The sequence below is a fragment of the Staphylococcus warneri genome (genome assembly GCF_900636385.1).
GTDB lineage: Bacteria > Bacillota > Bacilli > Staphylococcales > Staphylococcaceae > Staphylococcus > Staphylococcus warneri.
In genome coordinates, this window is record NZ_LR134269.1 from 2,405,771 (window position 1) to 2,427,576 (window position 21,806).

General features: G+C 31.0%; 21 protein-coding genes and 2 pseudogenes. 2 read left to right on the forward strand and 21 right to left on the reverse strand.

All coding sequences use genetic code 11. From position 1 onward, the window contains the following. Positions 1-137: 137 nt before the first annotated feature. From EL082_RS11760 to EL082_RS11785, 6 genes are all read right to left on the reverse strand, one after another. Positions 138-740, reverse strand: a complete 603-nt coding sequence (locus tag EL082_RS11760; RefSeq protein WP_103286109.1) for a short chain dehydrogenase — start codon at positions 738-740, stop codon at positions 138-140. A gap of 136 nt (positions 741-876) precedes the next feature. Beyond that, complete coding sequence (locus EL082_RS11765) at positions 877-1,905, reverse strand: DJ-1/PfpI family protein (protein ID WP_103286108.1); 1,029 nt, start codon at positions 1,903-1,905, stop codon at positions 877-879. A 358-nt stretch (positions 1,906-2,263) separates the two neighbouring features. Then, entirely contained in the window at positions 2,264-3,064 is an 801-nt protein-coding gene (locus tag EL082_RS11770; RefSeq protein ID WP_103286107.1) for a CPBP family intramembrane glutamic endopeptidase, read from the reverse strand. 26 nt (positions 3,065-3,090) lie between these two features. Then, a complete protein-coding gene (locus EL082_RS11775; RefSeq protein ID WP_050969334.1) occupies positions 3,091-4,338 on the reverse strand; it encodes an aminoacyltransferase in 1,248 nt (415 codons plus the stop codon). A gap of 151 nt (positions 4,339-4,489) precedes the next feature. Next, entirely contained in the window at positions 4,490-4,930 is a 441-nt protein-coding gene (isaB, locus tag EL082_RS11780) for an immunodominant staphylococcal antigen IsaB family protein (RefSeq protein ID WP_180991087.1), read from the reverse strand. A gap of 665 nt (positions 4,931-5,595) precedes the next feature. Continuing rightward, positions 5,596-6,543, reverse strand: a complete 948-nt coding sequence (locus EL082_RS11785; RefSeq protein WP_103286106.1) for a hypothetical protein — start codon at positions 6,541-6,543, stop codon at positions 5,596-5,598. Positions 6,544-7,060: 517 nt separating this feature from the next. Here EL082_RS11785 and EL082_RS11790 point away from each other — a divergent pair. After that, complete coding sequence (locus EL082_RS11790; RefSeq protein WP_103286105.1) at positions 7,061-7,600, forward strand: hypothetical protein; 540 nt, start codon at positions 7,061-7,063, stop codon at positions 7,598-7,600. A gap of 780 nt (positions 7,601-8,380) precedes the next feature. On the opposite strand, the gene EL082_RS11795 is transcribed toward EL082_RS11790, so the two are convergent. The 4 genes and pseudogenes from EL082_RS11795 to EL082_RS11975 all read right to left on the reverse strand — a co-directional run bounded on the left by EL082_RS11795 (position 8,381) and on the right by EL082_RS11975 (position 11,764). Next, a complete protein-coding gene (locus EL082_RS11795) occupies positions 8,381-9,583 on the reverse strand; it encodes an ABC transporter permease (RefSeq protein WP_002466377.1) in 1,203 nt (400 codons plus the stop codon). Further along, positions 9,576-10,261: pseudogene (locus EL082_RS11800) on the reverse strand (ABC transporter ATP-binding protein). Before EL082_RS11800 ends, EL082_RS11795 begins: the two are co-directional and overlap by 8 nt. Next, a complete protein-coding gene (locus EL082_RS11805; protein WP_103286104.1) occupies positions 10,258-11,388 on the reverse strand; it encodes an efflux RND transporter periplasmic adaptor subunit in 1,131 nt (376 codons plus the stop codon). The pseudogene EL082_RS11800 and the gene EL082_RS11805 overlap by 4 nt, the downstream one beginning before the upstream one ends. A 184-nt stretch (positions 11,389-11,572) precedes the next feature. Then, a complete protein-coding gene (locus EL082_RS11975; protein WP_180991086.1) occupies positions 11,573-11,764 on the reverse strand; it encodes a hypothetical protein in 192 nt (63 codons plus the stop codon). Here EL082_RS11975 and EL082_RS11810 point away from each other — a divergent pair. After that, positions 11,694-12,277 (forward strand): annotated as a pseudogene (locus EL082_RS11810) (YIP1 family protein). The gene EL082_RS11975 and the pseudogene EL082_RS11810 overlap by 71 nt on opposite strands. Positions 12,278-12,336: 59 nt before the next feature. On the opposite strand, the gene EL082_RS11815 reads toward EL082_RS11810, so the two are convergent. The 11 genes from EL082_RS11815 to rpmH form a co-directional block, all read right to left on the reverse strand. Then, positions 12,337-12,915: an NDxxF motif lipoprotein gene (locus tag EL082_RS11815; protein WP_103286103.1), complete on the reverse strand. Its 579-nt coding sequence runs from the start codon at positions 12,913-12,915 to the stop codon at positions 12,337-12,339. 83 nt (positions 12,916-12,998) lie between these two features. Further along, the gene (locus EL082_RS11820; RefSeq protein WP_103286102.1) at positions 12,999-13,568 is read right to left on the reverse strand and encodes a helix-turn-helix transcriptional regulator; all 570 of its coding nucleotides are present in this window, start codon (positions 13,566-13,568) and stop codon (positions 12,999-13,001) included. A 240-nt stretch (positions 13,569-13,808) separates the two neighbouring features. Beyond that, positions 13,809-14,348 (reverse strand): TetR/AcrR family transcriptional regulator, encoded by a 540-nt coding sequence (locus EL082_RS11825; protein ID WP_002466380.1) that lies wholly within the window; start codon positions 14,346-14,348, stop codon positions 13,809-13,811. Continuing rightward, positions 14,314-14,709, reverse strand: coding sequence for a DUF3147 family protein (locus tag EL082_RS11830; protein WP_002466371.1), 396 nt, complete (start codon positions 14,707-14,709; stop codon positions 14,314-14,316). The genes EL082_RS11825 and EL082_RS11830 overlap by 35 nt, the downstream gene beginning before the upstream one ends. Positions 14,710-14,725: 16 nt before the next feature. Further along, entirely contained in the window at positions 14,726-15,085 is a 360-nt protein-coding gene (locus EL082_RS11835; protein WP_002451542.1) for a DUF3147 family protein, read from the reverse strand. 190 nt (positions 15,086-15,275) lie between these two features. After that, positions 15,276-16,115, reverse strand: coding sequence for a nucleoid occlusion protein (gene noc, locus EL082_RS11840; protein ID WP_002451543.1), 840 nt, complete (start codon positions 16,113-16,115; stop codon positions 15,276-15,278). Positions 16,116-16,157: 42 nt separating this feature from the next. Beyond that, positions 16,158-16,877, reverse strand: a complete 720-nt coding sequence (gene rsmG / locus EL082_RS11845) for a 16S rRNA (guanine(527)-N(7))-methyltransferase RsmG (protein ID WP_002466393.1) — start codon at positions 16,875-16,877, stop codon at positions 16,158-16,160. Then, positions 16,877-18,754: a tRNA uridine-5-carboxymethylaminomethyl(34) synthesis enzyme MnmG gene (gene mnmG / locus EL082_RS11850; protein ID WP_015365426.1), complete on the reverse strand. Its 1,878-nt coding sequence runs from the start codon at positions 18,752-18,754 to the stop codon at positions 16,877-16,879. Before mnmG ends, rsmG begins: the two co-directional genes overlap by 1 nt. Before the next feature lie 81 nt (positions 18,755-18,835). Then, positions 18,836-20,215 carry a tRNA uridine-5-carboxymethylaminomethyl(34) synthesis GTPase MnmE gene (gene mnmE / locus EL082_RS11855; protein ID WP_103286101.1) on the reverse strand — a complete coding sequence of 460 codons (1,380 nt, stop codon included), beginning with the start codon at positions 20,213-20,215 and terminating at the stop codon, positions 18,836-18,838. 152 nt (positions 20,216-20,367) lie between these two features. After that, positions 20,368-20,715, reverse strand: coding sequence for a ribonuclease P protein component (rnpA, locus tag EL082_RS11860; RefSeq protein WP_002466372.1), 348 nt, complete (start codon positions 20,713-20,715; stop codon positions 20,368-20,370). A 222-nt stretch (positions 20,716-20,937) separates the two neighbouring features. Further along, entirely contained in the window at positions 20,938-21,075 is a 138-nt protein-coding gene (gene rpmH / locus EL082_RS11865; protein ID WP_000240855.1) for a 50S ribosomal protein L34, read from the reverse strand. Between the last annotated feature and the right edge of the window lie 731 nt (positions 21,076-21,806).

The following is a 21,806-nucleotide window of genomic DNA, read 5'->3' on the forward strand; positions in this document are numbered from 1 at the left end:
ACAATAAAATTTTCTAACTGACATAAAAAGGTGATTTCTATGGATTTAATATAGAGGTCGCCTTTTTGTCTAATTTTTTCTTTTAATAGTAATATCAATAAATTAATCTCATCATTTTTCAGATAAGGTATAAACTATCAATACACTCTATACGTTTGCCCTGTTTGTGCACCTTCTACACTTTTAATAAATGCATTAGCTATTTTATCGGCAGGTACTGCTGTATATCCTTTAAAGAATTCTCCATACTTATCTAATGCTTCTTCAACTACATTAGGACTAACATTATTAATTCTTAATCCATGATTTAATTCTACAGCAGCTGAAGTCACAAAACCTGCGATACCGCCATTAGCCATTGCTGCTGAAGATCCTAGTTTTATAGGATCGTCCATCATAATACCTGATGTTAACGTAAAACTGCCATTTTCATTTAAATAATGTTGACCAATTAATACTAAATTGATTTGGCCCAATAACTTACTTTGAATCGCTACATTATTTTCTTCTAAGCTAATCTCAGACAACGCTTTGAATGTAGCACCGCCTGTTGCACTGACAACTGCATCAATATTATCAATATCTTTATACATTTTTTCGATTTGTTCTGGAGACGTAATATCCAACTGATAGTCACCAGATTGACTTCCTACTTCAATCACTTCATGATGATTTTCTTTTAGTTTTTCTGCTACTTTACTACCAATAGTTCCACTTGCATCAATAACAATAACCTTCATGAGATACCTCCTGTATATTTTAACGTTTTCATGAATCACAGTATCACACGCAATATTTAATTAAAGTAAGACGCTCAATTATAAGGTCTGAAAAAGCAAATAATCCACCATTTATTCATCATCTGCTTCGATTATATTATTTATTAATTTTTTGTCCTTCTAATTTCGAAGAGACAAATCCCATTTTAGCGTTACCTTTCATTTTGGTACTATCTAGAGAAACATTAAATTTTAAGTTGAGTTTCATTGGTTTTTTTACACTTTGTTGCCAAGTGACATTATTTTGATTGATTTGAATATTGTTAAGTTCAGAAATATTATCTTTATCACTTTGATCAATAGCAATTCCATATATTTGTTGGTCTTTTTCATAGAAATGATATTTAATATTTAATTCTGCGATTGGCGTCTTAATAGTTACATTCCAATAGCCAAGTAAATGATGATAATCCGCTTCTTCTCCATCAATTTGTTGAGCTTGACCACTAACATCTTCTTCTGTTGCCGTAGATTGATCTACAGATAACTTAGGTGCCTGCCCGACATTTTTCCACACCGTGCCACGTTTTTCATATTGAAACAAACGTTCAATTTCGTAAGCGATTTGTGGTCCTAATTCTCTTTCAACTAAATAAAATGCTAAATCTAATCCTGACGTTACACCTGCACCTGAAACAATGTCGCCATCATCTACTACACGTGCATTAACTACATGTGCACCAGCCCCTTCAAGCAAATCTAGTCCCATAAAGTGTGCTGTAACATGTCTGTCCTTAATAATATCTGCCATGGCTAATAATACGCCACCACCACATACACTAGCAATTGTCATATTCGGGTTACGATGGACCTCTTTAATTTTATCTGTCACACCTTGATTTGCTATTTTATTCAATTTAAATGGTATAGAGGTCTCACTTTCCATATTTATTGAACCAGAAGCCCCTGGTATTAAGACTAATCCAGTTGTTTGAGTATCGAGTGTTGTTTCAGCTTGTAATTCATAATTACTAATACCGTTTTTAAATGTTCGTCTTTCATCGATACTCACAAATCTCACATCTATCGTTTCATCCGTATATTCAGTGGCAGCTAATAATACCTCATATGGTGCCATTACATCTAAAATATCTACCTCATCAAATAATAAAATCTGAACTTTCATCTCTATCTCTCCTCAAATCTATTTATCAATGCATATTTCATACTAACCGATATTAATTTGCATTTACTATTATAATGACCTCAATTAAACAAATCTTAAAAAGTTAAAAGCCATCAAATGGCTTTAACTAATACCATTTGATGGCCTATATCATTCAAATTTCTATTTTTTTATAACATTTATTATTTAAAATCCAATACCACTATGTGTAATATTTATATTTGTCACTTTATTATTTTTTATACTAAATATCACGCCGGGTCCTTGATTTGTTGGTTTATAACTTAATACTGATTTCTCCTTAGATGACGTTTGATAAGGATCCATTCTTTTTTAATTCATTACTCTTTTTTTAATATCATTTGAACATTATAGATAAATACCCCACTAAAATAGCTATTCCAATAATACTATTATGAACCATATGAACCATCATACTGTCTTTGATATTGTCTCTACGTGAGTAGGCAAGATAAAATACCATACCCATTGATGTATACATAATAAATGAAATGATATTATTAATACCATGTTGTGAACCAAAAACGATTGAAGAAATAATGAACGGTAACCAAAATGAAGCCTTTTTAAATAAAGTCTCTTTGAATATACCTCGATATATAAGTTCTTCAAGATATGGTGCAATAAAACTGATGGTAATTACAAAAATGATAAAAGGAAATACTTGTGCAAGTTGGCTTGCATTTGTTGCTTGTTGATTCATATCACCAAACAATAGCTTATCGTTACTTGTTTGAGCAGACCCTGTGACTTTGTATAAAAGGAACAAAAATGCATAGACAATAATACGAAGTAAGACTGCCCACCCTATATTAATACCAATATCTTTCGTCGTAAATTTGCCCGTATGTTCATAAGTATGCCGTCTATAGTACCGTCTAATTAACCAAACCACTACTGATACAACAATGAGATATAAGACGGTGGACATTGTAGCTTTCAAAGTGTCCATTTTAACCGATAAATTTGTAATCGTAAGTATGATAATAATAGGTAATTGCGCTAGAATCATCCAACCTATAAAAATGAGGATATTTAATGCTATATTTCCTTTCGGTAAAACATCGCTTTGATTTTTTGATAAATCTTCATTCTGATTTTCCTTATGTTGTTCATTCATTTCATCATGATTAGTCATATTAAATACCACCTTTTTTCATCATATTATTCATTTAACAATCGGAAAACTTTATACAATAATGGGTGGATAGGCTTAATGAAATCTCCAATTAATTCTTCAATGTGGGTTCCGAATCCTTTTTTAAACTGTTGTACGCCTAAATCATCTGCTGTCTTGCTAAAATCTCCAGTAATACCATAAAAATTATATTTAGGAATCTCATGTTTTAAAGCAAACTTAATCATATGCCATTGCAAAGCATACGCACCTTTATATTGATAGTAATGTGGATTTGAACCACTGGATAAATAATAAACTTCATCTTTTGTAGCTATATATAAGGCTGCTGCTAAATCAATTACATGTCCATCTGTTTGAATGATGTCTTGTGTTTCTGTAATTTTCTTTTCGTTACTATTCCATTGCTGTTCTAACTGTTTTAACTTGTTCTTACTCTTTTTAGAATTAGGATGCTCACTTAACTTATCTTTTGTGTTTTCTATATCTTTAGCTATTTCAGATGATTTTTTAATTAATTGATTTTTATAATCATCTAAATTAATATATGAAAGCTTAATCATTGCCTCATTCGGATACATTAACAGTACTTCTTTAAAAAATTGATATGGATTTGCCCTATATTTAAAATGATGTCGTTCTTCAGCCATTTTAAATAATTGATAAAAGCGATCAATTTCTGATATGTCTAACGTTATTGTCTTAACACCCATTTCAATCGCATGTTGAACATGACGCCTGGTTTTATATTCCATATTTTTTAAGACATCTTCTTCTTTTTGTCCTTCCATATCTAGTACAGATAGCCATCTAATTTGACTCTTTTGAGAATAGCCAATCGTTAAACCTTGGTGCTGATAACCTAATTGATGTAATGTATGAATTAATTCTTTATTATTAATCGGTGTCACAATATCTCCTGCAGTATTCCGAACATTTTCTAAAATATACGGATCTATAGAAGCAAATAGTGCTCGTTTTTTTTGTAGATATGTTGTTAAGCCTTTAAAGAAGCATTTTACTAATTCAAGATGATTAAAATCTAATATCGGGCCTTTTTGAGAATAAAAATACTTAAAAAATTTTAACGCTCTAGATTCCGTTAATAAACAAGCTGCTATGACCTCATTTTCATTATTTTTGACACCAACTAAGTGTGCTTCTTCGCTATTTGTTTTTCTATATTTAAATTGATCAATACATTGAGTAAAATGGACCTTATTATTTTGAATAAAATTGTCATATTCTGTCTCTGTTAGTTGCGTAAAATACATAATTTAATCCCCTTATTCACTTTATATAAAATAAACGGCTGATGACCTGTCTCACCAACCGTTTGCGATTACTCAATTTTTCTCAACTTTGCTATAAATAGGCTAGTAAAATTGTAAAAAATGAATTCCATATAAAATTTTATTTTATCACTTAACTTTTTCCGTTATGGATACCGACTTCAGTAATATAACCATTATTCTCTAAAAAGCGTAATTGTTTTTCATTAAATTGATATAAATATTCATTTCCATGGGCTGTTCCAGATAGCTTATTTAAGGGCTTACCATAAGTTTTCACTAATTCAGCTTTAGAAACTACACCCGGTTTTAATTGGAACCACACACCATCCGCTTTCCCTTTGCTAGGTAAATAAAATTGTTGATCAAATTTTTCAATTGTATCATTATCATTACCTTTACTGTTTTCAGTAATTTTATATCCATTAATTGTGAAATTGTCATTTTTAATGGCATTAATAAAATTTTTATCTAAAATAAAATCACTTTGTGATGATGTATAACCATGATAGTTATAATATGGTTGCGTAGCCGCATGAGCTTCATTGATGTGAAAGATCCTCAACGCCAACACCCAAAGCCACCCCAACTGCTAAAGTACCTGTTAACAAACTCTTTGATAAAGTATTCATTATTAACACTCCTTTAATAGTTAAATGTCTTTCTAAAGTAATATTACAATATATTACAGAATATTACAAATTATTACAAATTTTATTATTTGTATAATCTTGTTTATTGTAAAGTCGCTTTAAATCTTATTATTATAAACAAAATAATGACATTATATTCATAACAGTAAATAATCATGAACCGAAAGTAATTAAGTTAGTTATTTATACAATACATATTAAAGTTTTAAGTCGCTCAAAAATGTAATAAGTGTAATGAATCTAATAACCAGTCATTACATGAACGAGAACCATTTTGATATAAAACTATTTCAAAATATTAATAAAACATTGATACATAGACCTATGTTAAAATTAACCAATGAGGTGATAAGTGATACATAAATGTTAAAGTTTCTATCTTCTTTGTTTAATTATTACTTTTGTCATTTAGCTACTTTGCCAGTATAAGTTTTACATAATCAGCTTTTTACACCTTTTTTGTTATTAATTCCAATGGTATTTTTAGGTGTTTTTCTTTTCTCTTATCGGTAAAAATATCAATAAATATTTTTCTTAATCTAAATCGACTAATAATAAATAAACCAAAACTCTCAATTTATATTTTTTACTTTTGCACATTTTCCAATGTCTTTTTAGGATAAAAATGCTTAATTACTTTAACATCTTGAGACGTTTTAATTTTACTAACAAGTTTAGGTAAAACAAACCATCCAAGAATAAAAGAAAAAAGCCAAAGTCCTAAACAAATAGCATTTCGAATTTGAGTATAAAAAATAATTTGTAATGAGGCTTCTTTTTGAGCTTCAAATTTTTTAGAATCATTTCTATAGTGTCTAGATAATTCATACATATTTCTATTATTTCTAGATGTAATACGAATGTATTTGTCCATCGGAGTGTAATCATATTTTTCTTTAATAGATTTAGCACTACTAAGGAACGATTTAGTCATTCCTTCACTCGTTGGAAAAATTTTATTTAAAGTTTCTATATTCATTGCCCACATTTTTACCCAAGGATAAAAACGCACATTTAACACAATTAATATTATAACTATTGGAAGTTGAAATATTAAAAATAAAACAGTTTGCGAAATAATATAACTCAACTCTAAACCACTACTAAATAAATGATGAATAGGCACTACCAAAAATATAAAAAAGAAAAGAGAGCCAACAATCATACTCATTGGTTTCATATATGCTTTGTATACTAAACAATCAGCCTTTTCTAAGGTCCCCATTTCATCAAAACTAATTCCATTTATCAATTCTTCACTAGTTACATATTCTTTACGTGTCAATATACATAATAAACGTTTCACTCTTTGACGAGACTTCCCAATATTCAAAATCAAATTAATACCTATAGGAAAAATTATGAAAGCGAAAATTAGTGCTATAATACCACCAATTAAATGAGACTTATCTCTATAAACTTCTCCAGATATACTTTCGGAACCAATGATATAAAATAAGAATGAAATAAGGGCATAAAAAAGTGAAAACCCTATAAATATAAATTTAAGAATAAAAGAAATTATTTTTTTCATAAAGCTATCTCCTTCAATAAATGGCCGGCATAACGTGAGCTATTATGCCGACCATTAGTCTATACATTTAGTATGAACTCTTCTTAATAAAAGTCCATATCTAGACAATTATAAAAAGCTTATCAAATTATTAAAAACTAAATAAATAATAACAAATTAAATACTAATAAACAATATTTTTATGATTTTTAGTTGTAATTTTTTTATTATATTGGTATATAATAATAGAATGTGATATGTCTAAGAGTAAAGTAAAATAATTATTTCGATAGTTATTTTAATACAACATCCATTTACTGTTTGCAATTTTATCGAATTATATTTGAAATCATGTTTAAGTAATTGAAATAAATCACTAAATAGTTTTGAAATATTTAATGATTACTTACTTAATCTAATAAAAAATGGCAATATACAATGTCAAATGTAACATTATTCCTTATGTTTAAATAATCACTTTAAAAATTCAATTAATTGCAGGATAATTGAAAGAAAATAATATTAAGGGAGAATAACAATGCTAGCAACCATCATATGTTGGATAATTGTAATTATAATGTTTTATATCTTTTATAGAATGTTGAAAAGTAAAATTAAAAAGATGTTTGGATTTGAATATACAAATACACACTCATATCAAGATTATCAAAGCTATCAAGAAGAAACATCTATTGATAGTACTGAGGCTGTTGATAAAATGATTATACACGCATTAAAATATCATGAAACCTTAACTTTTGAAGAACAACGTTTGAAAACATCTACAGGGTATGAAGCAATCGATATCTATGACAGGATCAATAGTCTAATTCAAAATTCAAGTCGTATTGCCGACGAATTGCAACGTAATGAGAGTGAATTAGTACCAGGAAATTCAAGTTCAAGTATTGAAGGTTTTAAAGTGACAATGTCAAATAATGATGTCAAAATCAACTTAATAGGCTGGACAGTAGGTATGAGTTTAAGTCATTTACAATCATTATCATCAGTTAATGATTTGAAAGATGAAATTGATAATGGTTTAATTTTAAGTCACGATGCATTTCGAACATATTAGATAAAACCACAAACAAAGTTCAAAAGTGTTGAATTACAAATATATGAATATTTAATCACATATTGCACTGAAAAATGATAATTGTGCTTTTTTTAAACTATAGGATTGTAATATTAATACACTTAAACATTAATATAATAAAATATATAATCGATATTAATTTGAACCTCAAAATTTTGACTAACAAATATAGCCTATCTCTACATTGATATGATTTAAATATGGGATGACCTATGTTTAGGATTTTGTCCAAATAAATTGTATAAAATAATGCAAATAAGTTCTATTATGGAAATTTCAAAAATCTATTTCAAGGATTGGACAGAAAATAAATTGTCTTATTGAGAAATAATAACCTATTTTATACTTGTCAATCCTATTATATTAGCTTAGGGGTAGAGACAGTGTGAATTTCATGAGGAAGGTACTTTCATTTTATAAGCAAATAAGATGTCTTTCTAAATTGAATATGGAATATACAAAAGTTAAACAAAATAATCATTTACCTTTAAATAAAAGCTAAATAGAAAAAATAAGAACGACTTAGAAATGAAAATGAGATGTTAAAGTCAGGTATTGTTTATCAAAATCTTGAAACTTTGAATCAAGCATACGTAAAAATTAAAATTAATTAAACATGTATTATTGTCTATTACTCATAAAGGTTTTTGAGTTTATATACTGAATTGGATAACTTCAAATAAATAAAATTGTATTAATATCTTAATAATGATAAAAAGCACTCGTACTTCAATTGGTACGAGTGCTTTATGATTTTAACTATTTAATAATATCAATTAATTCTTTTTTAGAAGCTGCTCTAGCTGGGATCCAACCGAAGACGATACCAATTAATGTGGATACGCCCACTGCTAAGATGACTGACCCGAGACTGACGGAACTCTTAACCATATCTGGTGTTGCTAAGTCGACAAGTGTGGCAATAATAATACCGAGTATCAGTCCGATAATACCACCGAGTAGACACAACACAACACTTTCTACTAAGAACTGGATTTCGATATCTCGACCTTTGGCACCAAAGGCACGTCGTATCGCAATTTCCTCTGTCCGTTCGGTTACAGAAATATACATCACATTCATAACACCGATTCCGGCAATAAATAATGAGATACCCGCCACAGCTGCGACGAAGTAGGTGATCATATCTAATACTTTGCCAATACCTTTCATCATATCTTCATTATCCGCAAAACTATATTGGCCATCAGATACGCCTGTCCCTTTTTTATTCAGCTCTTTTTCAACTTTTTTACCCACATCTTTCTTATTTTCACCATCATTAACAGTTACTAATAGTTGTGGCGTACCTTGAGATAAGTTGCTCATATAGTGATTCGCTGTTTTAGTTGGCATTTGGACCACGGATTCAAGTGGCATACCACTCGCGTCTTGACCACTTGCATCACCAACACCAACCACTTTAAATCCTTCACCATTAATATAAATGGATTTGCCAACAGCTGCTTTCGCATTGTGGAATACCTTTTTCGCCACTTTACTATCAATCACAACGACCTTTTCCTGTGTATCGTTATCATCTTTCGTAAAACCATGGCCTTCATCGACCCCTGACACATGAGAAGCCTTTTTTAAACTGATTTCACCACTACCATGTGTATTCGTTACTTTGGCAGAGTATGTACTATCTTCGCTTTCTTTAATTTTTGCACTTTTGACACCCTTAACTTGTTCTACAACGCTAATATCTTCTTGTTTAAATGGATTGTCTTTCGGTGCGCTCATGTCTTGTGTCATATACGATATCGATGCCTGATTTTTACCTGCACCGGCATCGTCAAACTGTTCTGTTGTTGTTTTTTTAAAACCATTACCTAAGGCCATAATCGTGATCACGGCCGCTATACCGATAATAATACCAATCATCGTAAAGATATTACGACGTTTATTTTTTAAAATAGAGCGAAAGGCGACGGATAAAATATTAGAAAAATTATTCATGCGTCAGCACCTCTTCCTCTTTCACACGACCATCTAAAATATGAATAATACGATCAGCTTTCTTCGCTACCTCACGATCGTGCGTTACCATGATCATAGTTGTTCCTTTTTCTTTATTTAACGACACAAACAAATCCATAATATCTTTTGATGTTTTCGAATCTAATGCCCCTGTTGGCTCATCGGCAATGATAAATTTAGGTCGTTAATAATGGCTCTCGCAATCGCGACACGTTGTTGTTGTCCACCTGATAATTTATTAGGAAGTAAGTCTTCCTTCTGATGTAGACCAACATCTTCCAATCCTTTTAACACTTTGGCTTTACGGTCTTTACTACTCATTCCATTATAAATAAGTGGAATACTGACATTTTCAAGAATGGTATTATTTTAAATTAATTTAAAGTTTTGAAACACAAATCCTACCGTATGATTTCGTATCGTTGCCAGACGATTATCTGATGCTTTTTTATAATTGTCACCGTTAAAAAGGTAATCGCCTTCATAACCACGGTCAATAAATCCTAGAATATTAATTAATGTACTTTTACCTGACCCTGATGGCCCCATAATGGCGATAAATTCACCTTCATCAATATGAATATCAATATCTTTTAAAATATGATTCGTTTCGTCTCCATTTTTGAAATGTCGATTGATTTTTTTCAATTCAATCATGATGACACCTCAACTTTTTCTCCATCATTTAAATTACCTTTAGGATTTTTAATGACTTTATCACCAGCTTTAAGTCCTTTTTTCACAATAATTTGGCCATTGTTGCGGTCGATTTTAATATCACGTTTGTGAACTTTATTATTTTTATCTAATACAAAGACATCGTTATCTTTTGTTAAAACATCGTTAGGTAGTTTTAAAGATTTTAATGGAATTTTCGCGTCCATTGAGAACCCTGAACGTACTGGAATATCTAAATCACCAATAATGACATTGTATTTAGATGTATCGCCTTCTTTGCCACCAGACGGATTATTTACCGTTGGATTTGAAGCTTGTGCGGCACTACCACCATCTTGACCTTCGTCACCTTGGCTACCTGCACTTGCTTGTGCACCACTTGCTTCACCACTAGCGCTATCATCATAACTGGTTGGTAATTCATCTATTTTAAGGATCTTACCTTTACCTTTTTTGCCATTACTATTAACTGTAACATCAACTTTGTCACCTTCTTTGATTTTCTCAACATCAAACTCCGTGACAGTTGATTTGATTTGAGGATTGTCTGAAATAAGCTGTAAGACAGGTTGCCCGTCGCCAGCCTCTTCGCCGTTTTTAATATTGACTTTACCATCAAATGCCGCATAAATACTATCGTTCATTTGTTTGTCATGTTGTGCCAGTTGTTGTTGGGCTTCGTTAAGTGAACTTTGATCTTGTGTCAGTTTAGATTGAAGCTCATTATTGTTAGGACTTTGATTGATTTTTTGATAATCATCATTCACTTGGTTTTGCGCTTGATCCACTTTGTTTGCGAGTTGTTGACGCTTACTATTGTTCGTATCATAACTTAGGAGACGATCCCCTTGTTTGACCTTTTGACCGTCATCAACGGCTGGACTCTGGAATGTGCCAATTTGACTATTGTTGTTATATGTTTTGACCGATTTCGGAGATGCCTTACCCTCTAGACTAATCGGTGTTTCTTTCTTAACTGTATATGTATCGTAACCTTTACTATCTTTATTACCAGAGCCTGTTGTCTGTTTCACGATGAACGCTGCAATAACTAGAAGTAGAATGATTGCCACGCCGATAATACTCCATAATATGTTTTTCTTCATGTCCTATGCTCCTTAAAATGTATTATATTTTGCATGATAACATACTTTAATTATTATATATATTTAATTTAAGGAGATTTAAGCTTATTTTAAGTTTGATAATAATTAAAAAGTTTTTGTATTTCTTTTACTTACTCTATTTTTTATACTTATTTAAAATAAAAATTGATATTTTAAAAATTATTTAATAATGATATTCTGTTATTAAAATAACAATAAGGGGAGATACATATATGGAACAAACGAATACAACACAACCTGAAGCATCATAATCTAACTTACCTTTTGTAGACCATTTTAGAAAGATACGACAAAATCCAAAATGGCTTGTAAAGTTAATCATATTTATTGTTTTAGCAATTATTATGAGTTTCATGTTAAGTAAACTCCAATTGACACCTGATACTATGAAGGAGAATGGCATCAATGACTCGAATAAAACAACCGTAATGACTATTACAATAATATCTGGTATTTTTGGAATTTTATTTAGTTCAGTGATTGCATTCTTAATTTTCTTAGTCATTTCAAAAATATTTAAATCTGATGTTAAAACAAGTAGCCTTATTTCTGCTACTTTATCCTATTCAATCATTATTAATATTTGGACTTTAATTGTATCCGCTATCCATTTATTATTTGGCATTGATTCTTTGATTATAAATTAGACAGTTTAAATATATTTAATAAAGGTAATGCCTATTTAGCAAATTTCAATTTAACTAACTTATTAAAAGCATTCTTAACCGGTGTACTTTATTACGCTACTAGCCATCTCTCAAAGAAAGCATCTATTATTCTTGCAGTAGTTGCCTTAGTATTAATTATTGGCTCTGGCTTAATTGGTGCAGGTATGCAGGATTCTATGCAAAGTTTATCTGGTATGTAATCAATATTAAAAATTCCCAGAACCGCTTCGGAACTGGGAATTTTATTGATTATATTGAATTACTTTTCAAATGCTTTTGTTTCAATATCTTTATCTTTTAAGAACTTCTCTACTTTCTTCTGTTGTTTACCATTCACTTTATCTTTATATTTTGAATTTAATTTATCGATTTCTTTTGTATCTTTTTCATCTAACTTTTGTAATTTTGAAGTTAATTGATTTAAATATTCATTGGTTTCTTTAGTATATTTTCCTGTTAATTCCGTGCCCTTTTTATATCCTTTTGGTAACTCATTTTTTCTAATATAATCTTCAAAGTTTTGGTCATTTTCTTTAGACATATGTTGTAATTTATTTAGTTTCTTTTTATCTTTTTTATTGAGTTTAGTTTCTGAACCTAAATCAGTAATATTGTCTGCTAAATCCTTATTCGTATTTAAGTATGTCTTAATACTATTCTTTAATTCCTTTTCAGATAATTGCTTATTCGATTGTTGATCTACAAACACTTTCTTAGGAATAGGTGGTAACTTTTCATCGTCATTTTTATTTACCTTTTCATGATCATCGTGTCCGGAACATGCTCCTAATATCAAAAATGACGTAAGTAATATCGCTGTTAGCTTTTTATAACGCATGCAACCATCCTTTATATTATATTTATTATTAAAATATATGCTATCAAAGGGTTTTTAAAATGTAAAAATATTTTATATTTCACTTATAAAAATTTAAAAGCTAAATAAATACTTAGCATTCCTATTACTCCATAGCCACCACTTACCAAAATAAAAATGATAATATCAGTTATGACTGCTCTTCGTTTACTAACATTTACTTCATTAGGATCTTTTCCATTCATAAAAGCAACAATTCTATCATAATTATCCATGCCATTTTTATATTTAATTTTATCAACATTTCCACCTGCAAATATCCCGACCAAATACAATAATAAAAATATAGCAAAGCCCCACCAACTTAAATACACAATTAAGGGCCCCAATAATATAAGTGAACCTATCAGAAGTATTAACATTATATACGTCCAAAAATCAAACTTCTTTTTTACTAACTCTTTTTGCTCCATATGAATTTCTCCTTGAACTAGATCATCCAGTGACACATTGAATAACTCACACATCATTATTAAATTATGGACATCAGGATAACTACGTTCATTTTCCCAATTCGAAATAGTTTGTCTAGATACATATAGTTTCTCAGCTAAATATTCTTGAGAATATCCTTTATTTTCACGGCATAATTTAATTTGATGGCTTATATTCATGCTTCTGTCTCCTTAATTTTCTAGTAAAAAAGTATTTCACTTTTCTTTAAAGTGATACTCATATAGAAACGTTTTCTTTAAAATAAAACTACCAAATTTGATTTACATTTTCATTAATTGTTCTGTCAAAATGTTTTTACACCTTGTCATAACAGTATTTGAAAGACTTACCTTAGACTACCTTTATATATTATTTCAAAATAAAAACGCTCCTTCTTCAGGAACGCTATCGAACTTTAACTATACTTCATATGCTTTTAATATCATTTTTAACATTTTCTCAATATATGCTTCTGTCAGAGACTGCGGTTTGATTAATATATTGAAGTAGATAGGAGAGAATATGATATCAATGAATAAATCTTGATTGTCTTCTTCGATATGTTGACTAATGATGGATTTTAAAATCGTTCTATTATGTTCAAAGTAATCTCTCATAAATTTTTCTCGTGCTTCTGTCTGTTGATTACTTATCAATATTTCAATAACAGCACTTCCTAATGGTGTCTTATAGATTTTCATAACTTTAATTAGGAAATCATATAGATTATCAAACAGATTATCATATTCTGGTTCAATGATTCGTGATTGATCTACAAACATATCTACAATCATTGACTCTTTGTCTTTCCAACGACGATATATCGTTGCCTTAGAAACACTTGTATTCTCTGCAATTTGATCTATCGTCATATTTTTAAAATGTGTTGTTTCTAATAAACGATTAATTTCTTCATAAATTTTTTTATTTACTGTTGGGTCTTTCGGTCTTCCAGCCATATTTTTCCCTTCTTTTACGTGCTACGTACTCCACGATTTCAAATATTATAAATGCACTTACAAACCATACTATAAATCCAACAATAATGCTAAGCAACCACATATGTGTTACATTGAGCATTGCCCATGTTGCTAATATACTAAACAGAACGCCAGTCATACCAAAGACTGCTCCTCGACTCACATGCATTGCCACTTTGTTACCATATTGCATTCCAGAAATGCACATAGATACTAAAAATACTGCCGGGAAAGTAGCAAATATTCCTCCGAATTCTTTCCAAGGAAGTACCACTGAGACGATATAACTAATTAATACTGCTAATCCACCAACTAAAAATTTAATAATTGTTAATTTCATTAAAATGTACCTCCTTTTATATATGTCTTACTACAAAAATCGCCACAGAAATCACAAGCCAACACAATATGGCAAATACTGTACCACTTTTATAGTCTTTCTTATAAATAAAAATTGAGGTAAAAAATACAGTTAAAATACACGATATAATGCCTACTATCGCGCCTGTACTTAAATGCATAGACATTTTAATGAGTTCATCGCCCTCATGATCTATGGTTAATGCTATCACTGCTGCTAAGTAGACTGCGGGCATTGTAGCTATAATACCACCTAGTTTACCGCCAACTTTCTCTGCCATAATTGATGCTAAAGCAACCGCAAATCCACCGATTACAAAATGAAGTATCGCACTTGATATAGATATTCCGAACACAATAATCCTTCTTTTCTAATTATTAAACGAAACGTTTCGTTTACTTTTAGTGTAAAACGCACTTTATCAATTGTAAACAATAAAATCAATAGACCTAATTTTCTAATTATTACTTAGCTAGTTTGAACTCTCTATAAATATTAAATCATAATAAAAACTCCTTTCATCTCAATGACAAAAGGAGTGCTACTTACTTCTTATAAATTCTGATTTTAATTTCATAATAATCATCGTGATCTCTATCTTTTTGTTCAACGTGTAAGCCAGATTGTTGTATTGCTTCGATACTTTTACCTACTTCATCTCTTGCTTGCGTTACATCTTGTGAGAATTGGAATGACTGTGCTTTAATTTTTTCAGGTCCTGTCTTTTGACGTACTTTATCTTCTGTTTGTTTCACATTAAGCTTTTGAGCTATGACCTGTTCAATTAATGCTTCTTGATCCTCCTCGGATAATACGAGTACAGCACGTGCATGTCGTTCAGTAATCTTACCTTCTCTTAATCTTGTAATGACTTTAGGTGCTAATTTTAGTAAACGTAGCTTGTTAGCAATGAAACTTTGGCTTTTACCTAAACTTTTCGCCAACTCACTCTGTGTCACATCACCAAGTTCAAGTAGCTTTTTATATGCTTCCGCTTCTTCTACTACAGATAAGTTTTCACGTTGAATATTTTCAATTAATGCAACCACTGCAGTTTCTTCATCATCCATATCTCTGATAATGACATCTGCTTGAGACATATTTAAAGATTGCATTGCTCTAAATCTGCGTTCACCTGCAATGATTTCAAACATATCTTCTTCAATAGGTCTTACTACAATAGGTTGTAATAATCCATGCTCTTTAATTGATTCTGCAAGCTCATGTATTTTACTTGGTTCAAATACTTGTCTAGGTTGATAACGATTAGGTACGATACGTTCAATATGAATGGACTCAACATTATTATTTCGGTCTTCTTCAATAGAACCCATGATGTCATCTTTGTTTTTTAAACCAAATAATTTTGAAAAAGGTTTCTTCATAATCCATTCGCTCCCTCTCATTCATTTCTATATCATCATATCTTACTTCTCAAGTAAAGGAGATTTATTGGGTGTACCTGGTTTTCTTGGGTATTTCTTAGATGTTTGTCGTCGTTTATCAATGACAATCATTTGTCTTTCTCCCGCTTCTTCTGGCAATTCAAAGTTAAAGGTTTCTTTAACATTACCACCTAATACATTAATTGCAAATTGAGCTTCGTCTAACTCTTCTTCACCTTTAGATGATTTTAAAGCTATGAATTGGCCACCTTTTTTAACTAAAGGTAGACACAATTCACTTAGTACAGTTAGACGCGCAACAGCGCGGGCAGTAACGATATCGTAAGACTCCCTGTAGTCTCCCTTACCAAAGGTTTCTGCACGATCATGCACAAAACTCACATCTTGGAGACCTAAAGCGTCCGCCAAATGATTTAAAAATTGGATACGCTTATTTAATGAATCGACTATTGTCACTTTCAACTCAGGGAAGATGATTTTCAATGGAATACTTGGGAAACCTGCACCTGCACCCACATCACATATTGATAATGAACCCTTAAAGTCATAATAGAAACTTGGTGTGATTGAATCATAAAAATGCTTTAAATACACTTCATGTTCATCCGTAATACTTGTCAAATTCATCTTTTCATTCCATTCAACAAGTAACTGATAGTATGTTTGAAATTGTTCTTTTTGAGTGTTCGATAATTCGATGTTGTTTTCTTTTAGTTTCTCAGATAGCCATTCTATACTCATTATTGATTCACCCTTTGAAGTTTTCCTTGTTCTAAATATACAAGTAAAATTGAAATATCAGCTGGGTTAACACCAGAAATTCTTGAAGCTTGCGCAATATTTAGTGGTTTAACTTCTGCTAGTTTTTCTCTAGCTTCTGAAGCTAAACTATCAACTTTACTATAGTCTAAGTCTTCAGGAATTTTCTTTTGTTCCATGCGTTTTACTTTTTCAACTTGTTGTAATGATTTATTGATATAACCTTCATATTTTGTTTGAATTTCAACTTGTTCTTCAACTTCTGAAGGTAATTGATGATCTTCTTCCAAGATTTCTAATATCGTATCATATGTCATTTCAGGTCTACGTAATAAATCGATAGCTAATATACCATCTTTAAGTTTAGAACCACCATTTGCTTCGATCACTGATTGTGTATGGTCATTTGGTTTGATACGGATATCTGTTAATCTTTGGATTTCATCTTTAATTTGTTGACGCTTATGATTAAACTGCGCATAACGTTCATCTGAAATTAAACCTAGCTCATGTCCTAAATCTGTAAGACGTAAGTCAGCATTATCATGACGTAATAATAAACGGTATTCTGCACGTGATGTTAATAAACGATATGGTTCATTTGTACCTTTTGTCACTAAATCATCGATTAGTACACCAATATATGCATCGGAACGACTTAAGATTTTCTCTTCTTTACCTAATACTTTACCTGCTGCATTAATACCAGCCATAATACCTTGGCCAGCCGCTTCTTCATAACCTGATGTACCGTTAATTTGGCCAGCAGTATATAAATTCTTAATCATTTTAGTTTCTAGCGTCGGCCATAATTGAGTTGGAACAATTGCATCATATTCAATGGCATAACCTGCACGCATCATGTCCGCTTTTTCTAATCCAGGTATCGTCTCTAACATTTGTCTTTGAACGTGTTCAGGTAGACTTGTTGATAATCCTTGAACGTATACTTCATTAGTATTACGTCCTTCTGGTTCTAAGAATAATTGATGACGTGGTTTATCATTGAAACGTACAAATTTGTCTTCGATTGATGGACAATATCTTGGCCCTGTACCTTTAATCATTCCAGAGTACATTGCAGATAAATGTAAGTTGTCGTCAATCACTTGATGTGTTTTGTCGTTAGTATAAGTTAACCAACATGGTAATTGGTCTAAAATATATTCTGTTGTTTCATAACTGAAAGCACGTCCTACATCATCGCCAGGTTGGATTTCAGTTTTTGAGTAATCGATTGTTTTAGAGTTAACACGTGGTGGTGTTCCTGTTTTAAAACGTACCACCTCGAAACCTAATCCTCTTAAATTATCTGCTAATGTGACAGATGGTAATTGGTGGTTTGGACCACTGGAGTACTTCATGTTACCTAAGATGATTTCACCACGTAAAAATGTACCAGTCGTAATAACCACTGCTTTAGAGCGATACTCTGTACCGATATTTGTACGTACGCCTTTAACTTCGTCATCTTCAATAATTAATTCATCTACCATACCTTGCATGATATCTAAGTTATCTTCATCCTCGATAACATTCTTCATCTCTTGTTGGTATAGCACTTTATCAGCTTGTGCACGTAATGCTCTAACAGCTGGTCCTTTACCTGTATTTAACATACGCATTTGGATATGCGTTTTATCTATTGTCTTAGCCATTTGGCCACCTAATGCATCAATTTCACGCACAACAATCCCTTTAGCCGGGCCACCTACTGATGGATTACATGGCATAAAGGCAATATTATCTAAATTGATTGTTAACATTAATGTTTTAGCGCCACGTCTTGCTGATGCTAAACCTGCTTCAATTCCAGCATGGCCTGCACCAATTACAATTACATCATATTCTTGAACCAATTGTTGAACCTCCTTATTAAACATTCATCTATTTGTCTGAGAAATATACCCCTACTGGATTAACTTCCCTATTTATATTCGCTATTTACCTAAACAGAATTGACTAAATAACTGATCAATTAATTCATCACTTGCAGATTCGCCAATAATTTCACCTAAAATCTCCCAAGTGCGTGTTAAATCGATTTGTACCATATCCATTGGTATACCTGATTCGGCTGCATCAATCGCATCTTGGATTGATTGTCTTGCTTGTTTAAGTAATGAAATATGGCGTGAGTTAGATACATAAGTCATGTCTTGGTTTTGAACATCTCCACCAAAGAATAAATCTCTGATTTGTATTTCTAATTCATCAATACCTTCTTGTTTTAACATAGAAGTCTGGATTAGTGGTGTGTCACCAATCATTTCTTTAACTTCATTTATGTCTAGATGTGTTTCTAAATCTGTTTTATTGATAATTACAATTACATCTTCATTTTTAACAACATCATATAACGTTTGGTCATCTTCCGTGAGTGCTTCATTATTATTCAACACAAATAAGATTAAGTCAGCTTGACTCAGTGCTTTACGTGAACGTTCAACACCTATTTTCTCTACTATGTCTTCAGTATCTCGAATACCTGCTGTATCTACTAAACGAAGTGGTACACCTCTGACATTAACATATTCTTCTAATACATCTCTTGTAGTACCGGCTACTTCCGTTACAATCGCTTTATTATCTTGAATAAGGTTATTTAGCATTGAAGACTTACCTACGTTTGGGCGACCTACAATAACAGTGGAGAGACCTTCTCTCATTATTTTACCCTGTGCACCTGTTTCTAATAGTTGATTAATTTCATGTTTGATATTTTTAGATTGTTGTAATAAGAACTCTGTGGTCGCATCTTCTACATCGTCATACTCTGGATAATCGATATTTACCTCAACCTGAGCAAGTATCTCCAATATTGACTGACGTTGACGTTTAATTAAATCACTTAAACGCCCCTCTATTTGATTCATCGCTACTTTTGAAGCACGATCTGTCTTAGAACGAATAAAGTCCATTACTGCTTCTGCTTGAGATAAATCAATTCTTCCATTTAAGAATGCACGTTTTGTATATTCACCTGGTTCAGCCATTCGAGCGCCATGCGTCATTGTTAATTCTAATATGCGATTGATAGTTAAAATACCGCCATGACAATTGATTTCAATGATATCTTCTCTAGTAAATGTTTTAGGTGCTCTTAAGACGGAAATCATGACCTCTTCAACTGTCTCATTTGTTTCTGGGTCAATAATATGACCGTAATTTATTGTATGTGAATCAACTTCTGCTAATGGTTTCTTACCTTTATATAGTTTATCTCCAATTTCAACTGCTTGTGGACCAGAAAGTCTCACAATACCAATCGCACCTTCGCCCATTGGCGTTGAAATACTAGTAATTGTATCAAAGTCCATTGTTAGGCTGGCCTCCTTATTCAAGTAAATTTTCAATATTATATTGTAAATTGTTTCATTTCAAAAAGCTATTATCTTGTTCGAAATATATAGGTTAGACTTCGGGTTGTCTGAAGTTAGACTTACGTACGTCTAAAACTAGCTCCCCTACCCTATTGAATTTTCTTATTAAATACTTTAGCTATTTTAAGTACATGTTCTAAACTACCTTGAATTTCTAAAGTGGACATTTTTTTAGCTGGTTGTCTTGCAATCACAATAATATCTTTCGTTATAATATCTTGTTTATGAACTTTAAAATTTTCTCTTATCGCTCTCTTAATTTTATTTCTAGTAACAGCGTTACCTAATTTTTTTGAAACGCTAATTCCTAAGCGAAAATGTTCTTGTTCTTTATTATCATAGGTATATACTACGAATTGTCTATTTGCGACAGACTTTCCACTTTTATATATTTTTTGAAAATCTGCATTCTTCTTTATACGGTACGCTTTTTCCACCAAACATCACTCGCTTATCAAATTCTCTTACCTTAGTATTATAAACCATCTAAAATTTAACTAAAAATAAACCAGCATTTATATTGAAAACGCTGATTTCAGTCAAAAGTTTTTCTCTATCATCTATCAATTAACACAATCAATACTACATTTGATTGTTAATGTTTGAATAAAATTACTGTATTCAAAACGAAAAAAAAGACCACTGATGAGTCAGTGATCTTATGCAGATAAAACTTTACGGCCTTTACGACGACGGCGCGCTAAGACTTTACGGCCATTTTTAGTGCTCATGCGTTTTCTGAAACCATGAACTTTACTATGTTTACGTTTATTTGGTTGATAAGTACGTTTTACCATGTAAAAACACCTCCATCTTTATTAAGTTATCTAACATCTCCAGGATCAAAGCCCTGTTAAATTTATAGATAGATAATTGTTAAAGTGGAGTAACTATTAATATAATAGCAACAAACTTATACATAAGAGATTCCTCTTATTAACTGACTGCTATAAGAAATTCTTGGTTTAATATACTTATTATCTAGTCATATTTCAAGCAACTACTACAATATAACAAATTACCACTTATAAAGCAAGCTCATTTAAATTGATTCTTCTATATTAATTATCAAACTAACCACTCCCAAATTTATTTAGCTTTTATTGGATATTCATTTTTCATACAGCTTTATAAATTATTTCCCAAACTGTTATAATCTCCATTTTTTAACGATTATGAATATTGTGCGAAGTTATCCACTTATCAACATAGCATTATTGTAAATTTGTGGACAATTCGGTTGATATTCACAAGTTTTCACATCTTTTACGAACATATTCACAGTCATTTGACATCTATATTACTGAAAAAGTATAATTGTGTGGATAAGTCGTTTAATCATTGATTTTATAAGGATTTATTTATTAGATTTATATACAAATTAGCTGTGCATAAATCATAGTGTGCTTTAAGTTATCCACTGTCTGTGATTAACTTGTGGATAATTATTAACATGCTGTGATTATTTTTATCCACGGGTGTTATTTTTGTGTATAACTAAAAAATTTTGAGAAAGATGGAGTTATTT

What these genes read in the sequence shown, in the direction of transcription:
- EL082_RS11820 (WP_103286102.1), bottom strand. Translation starts at nt 13,568, where the DNA reads ATGAATATAAGCCATCAAATTAAATTATGCCGTGAAAATAAAGGATAT.
- EL082_RS11795 (WP_002466377.1), bottom strand. Translation starts at nt 9,583, where the DNA reads ATGAATAATTTTTCTAATATTTTATCCGTCGCCTTTCGCTCTATTTTA.
- rsmG (WP_002466393.1), bottom strand. Translation starts at nt 16,877, where the DNA reads ATGAGTATAGAATGGCTATCTGAGAAACTAAAAGAAAACAACATCGAA.
- rpmH (WP_000240855.1), bottom strand. Translation starts at nt 21,075, where the DNA reads ATGGTAAAACGTACTTATCAACCAAATAAACGTAAACATAGTAAAGTT.
- EL082_RS11775 (WP_050969334.1), bottom strand. Translation starts at nt 4,338, where the DNA reads ATGTATTTTACGCAACTAACAGAGACAGAATATGACAATTTTATTCAA.
- EL082_RS11785 (WP_103286106.1), bottom strand. Translation starts at nt 6,543, where the DNA reads ATGAAAAAAATAATTTCTTTTATTCTTAAATTTATATTTATAGGGTTT.
- EL082_RS11770 (WP_103286107.1), bottom strand. Translation starts at nt 3,064, where the DNA reads ATGACTAATCATGATGAAATGAATGAACAACATAAGGAAAATCAGAAT.
- EL082_RS11830 (WP_002466371.1), bottom strand. Translation starts at nt 14,709, where the DNA reads ATGAAATTAACAATTATTAAATTTTTAGTTGGTGGATTAGCAGTATTA.
- EL082_RS11975 (WP_180991086.1), bottom strand. Translation starts at nt 11,764, where the DNA reads ATGAAACTCATAATAATTGCTAAAACAATAAATATGATTAACTTTACA.
- EL082_RS11760 (WP_103286109.1), bottom strand. Translation starts at nt 740, where the DNA reads ATGAAGGTTATTGTTATTGATGCAAGTGGAACTATTGGTAGTAAAGTA.
- EL082_RS11765 (WP_103286108.1), bottom strand. Translation starts at nt 1,905, where the DNA reads ATGAAAGTTCAGATTTTATTATTTGATGAGGTAGATATTTTAGATGTA.
- EL082_RS11790 (WP_103286105.1), top strand. Translation starts at nt 7,061, where the DNA reads ATGCTAGCAACCATCATATGTTGGATAATTGTAATTATAATGTTTTAT.
- EL082_RS11815 (WP_103286103.1), bottom strand. Translation starts at nt 12,915, where the DNA reads ATGCGTTATAAAAAGCTAACAGCGATATTACTTACGTCATTTTTGATA.
- EL082_RS11825 (WP_002466380.1), bottom strand. Translation starts at nt 14,348, where the DNA reads ATGGCTGGAAGACCGAAAGACCCAACAGTAAATAAAAAAATTTATGAA.
- noc (WP_002451543.1), bottom strand. Translation starts at nt 16,115, where the DNA reads ATGAAGAAACCTTTTTCAAAATTATTTGGTTTAAAAAACAAAGATGAC.
- EL082_RS11805 (WP_103286104.1), bottom strand. Translation starts at nt 11,388, where the DNA reads ATGAAGAAAAACATATTATGGAGTATTATCGGCGTGGCAATCATTCTA.
- mnmE (WP_103286101.1), bottom strand. Translation starts at nt 20,215, where the DNA reads ATGGACTTTGATACAATTACTAGTATTTCAACGCCAATGGGCGAAGGT.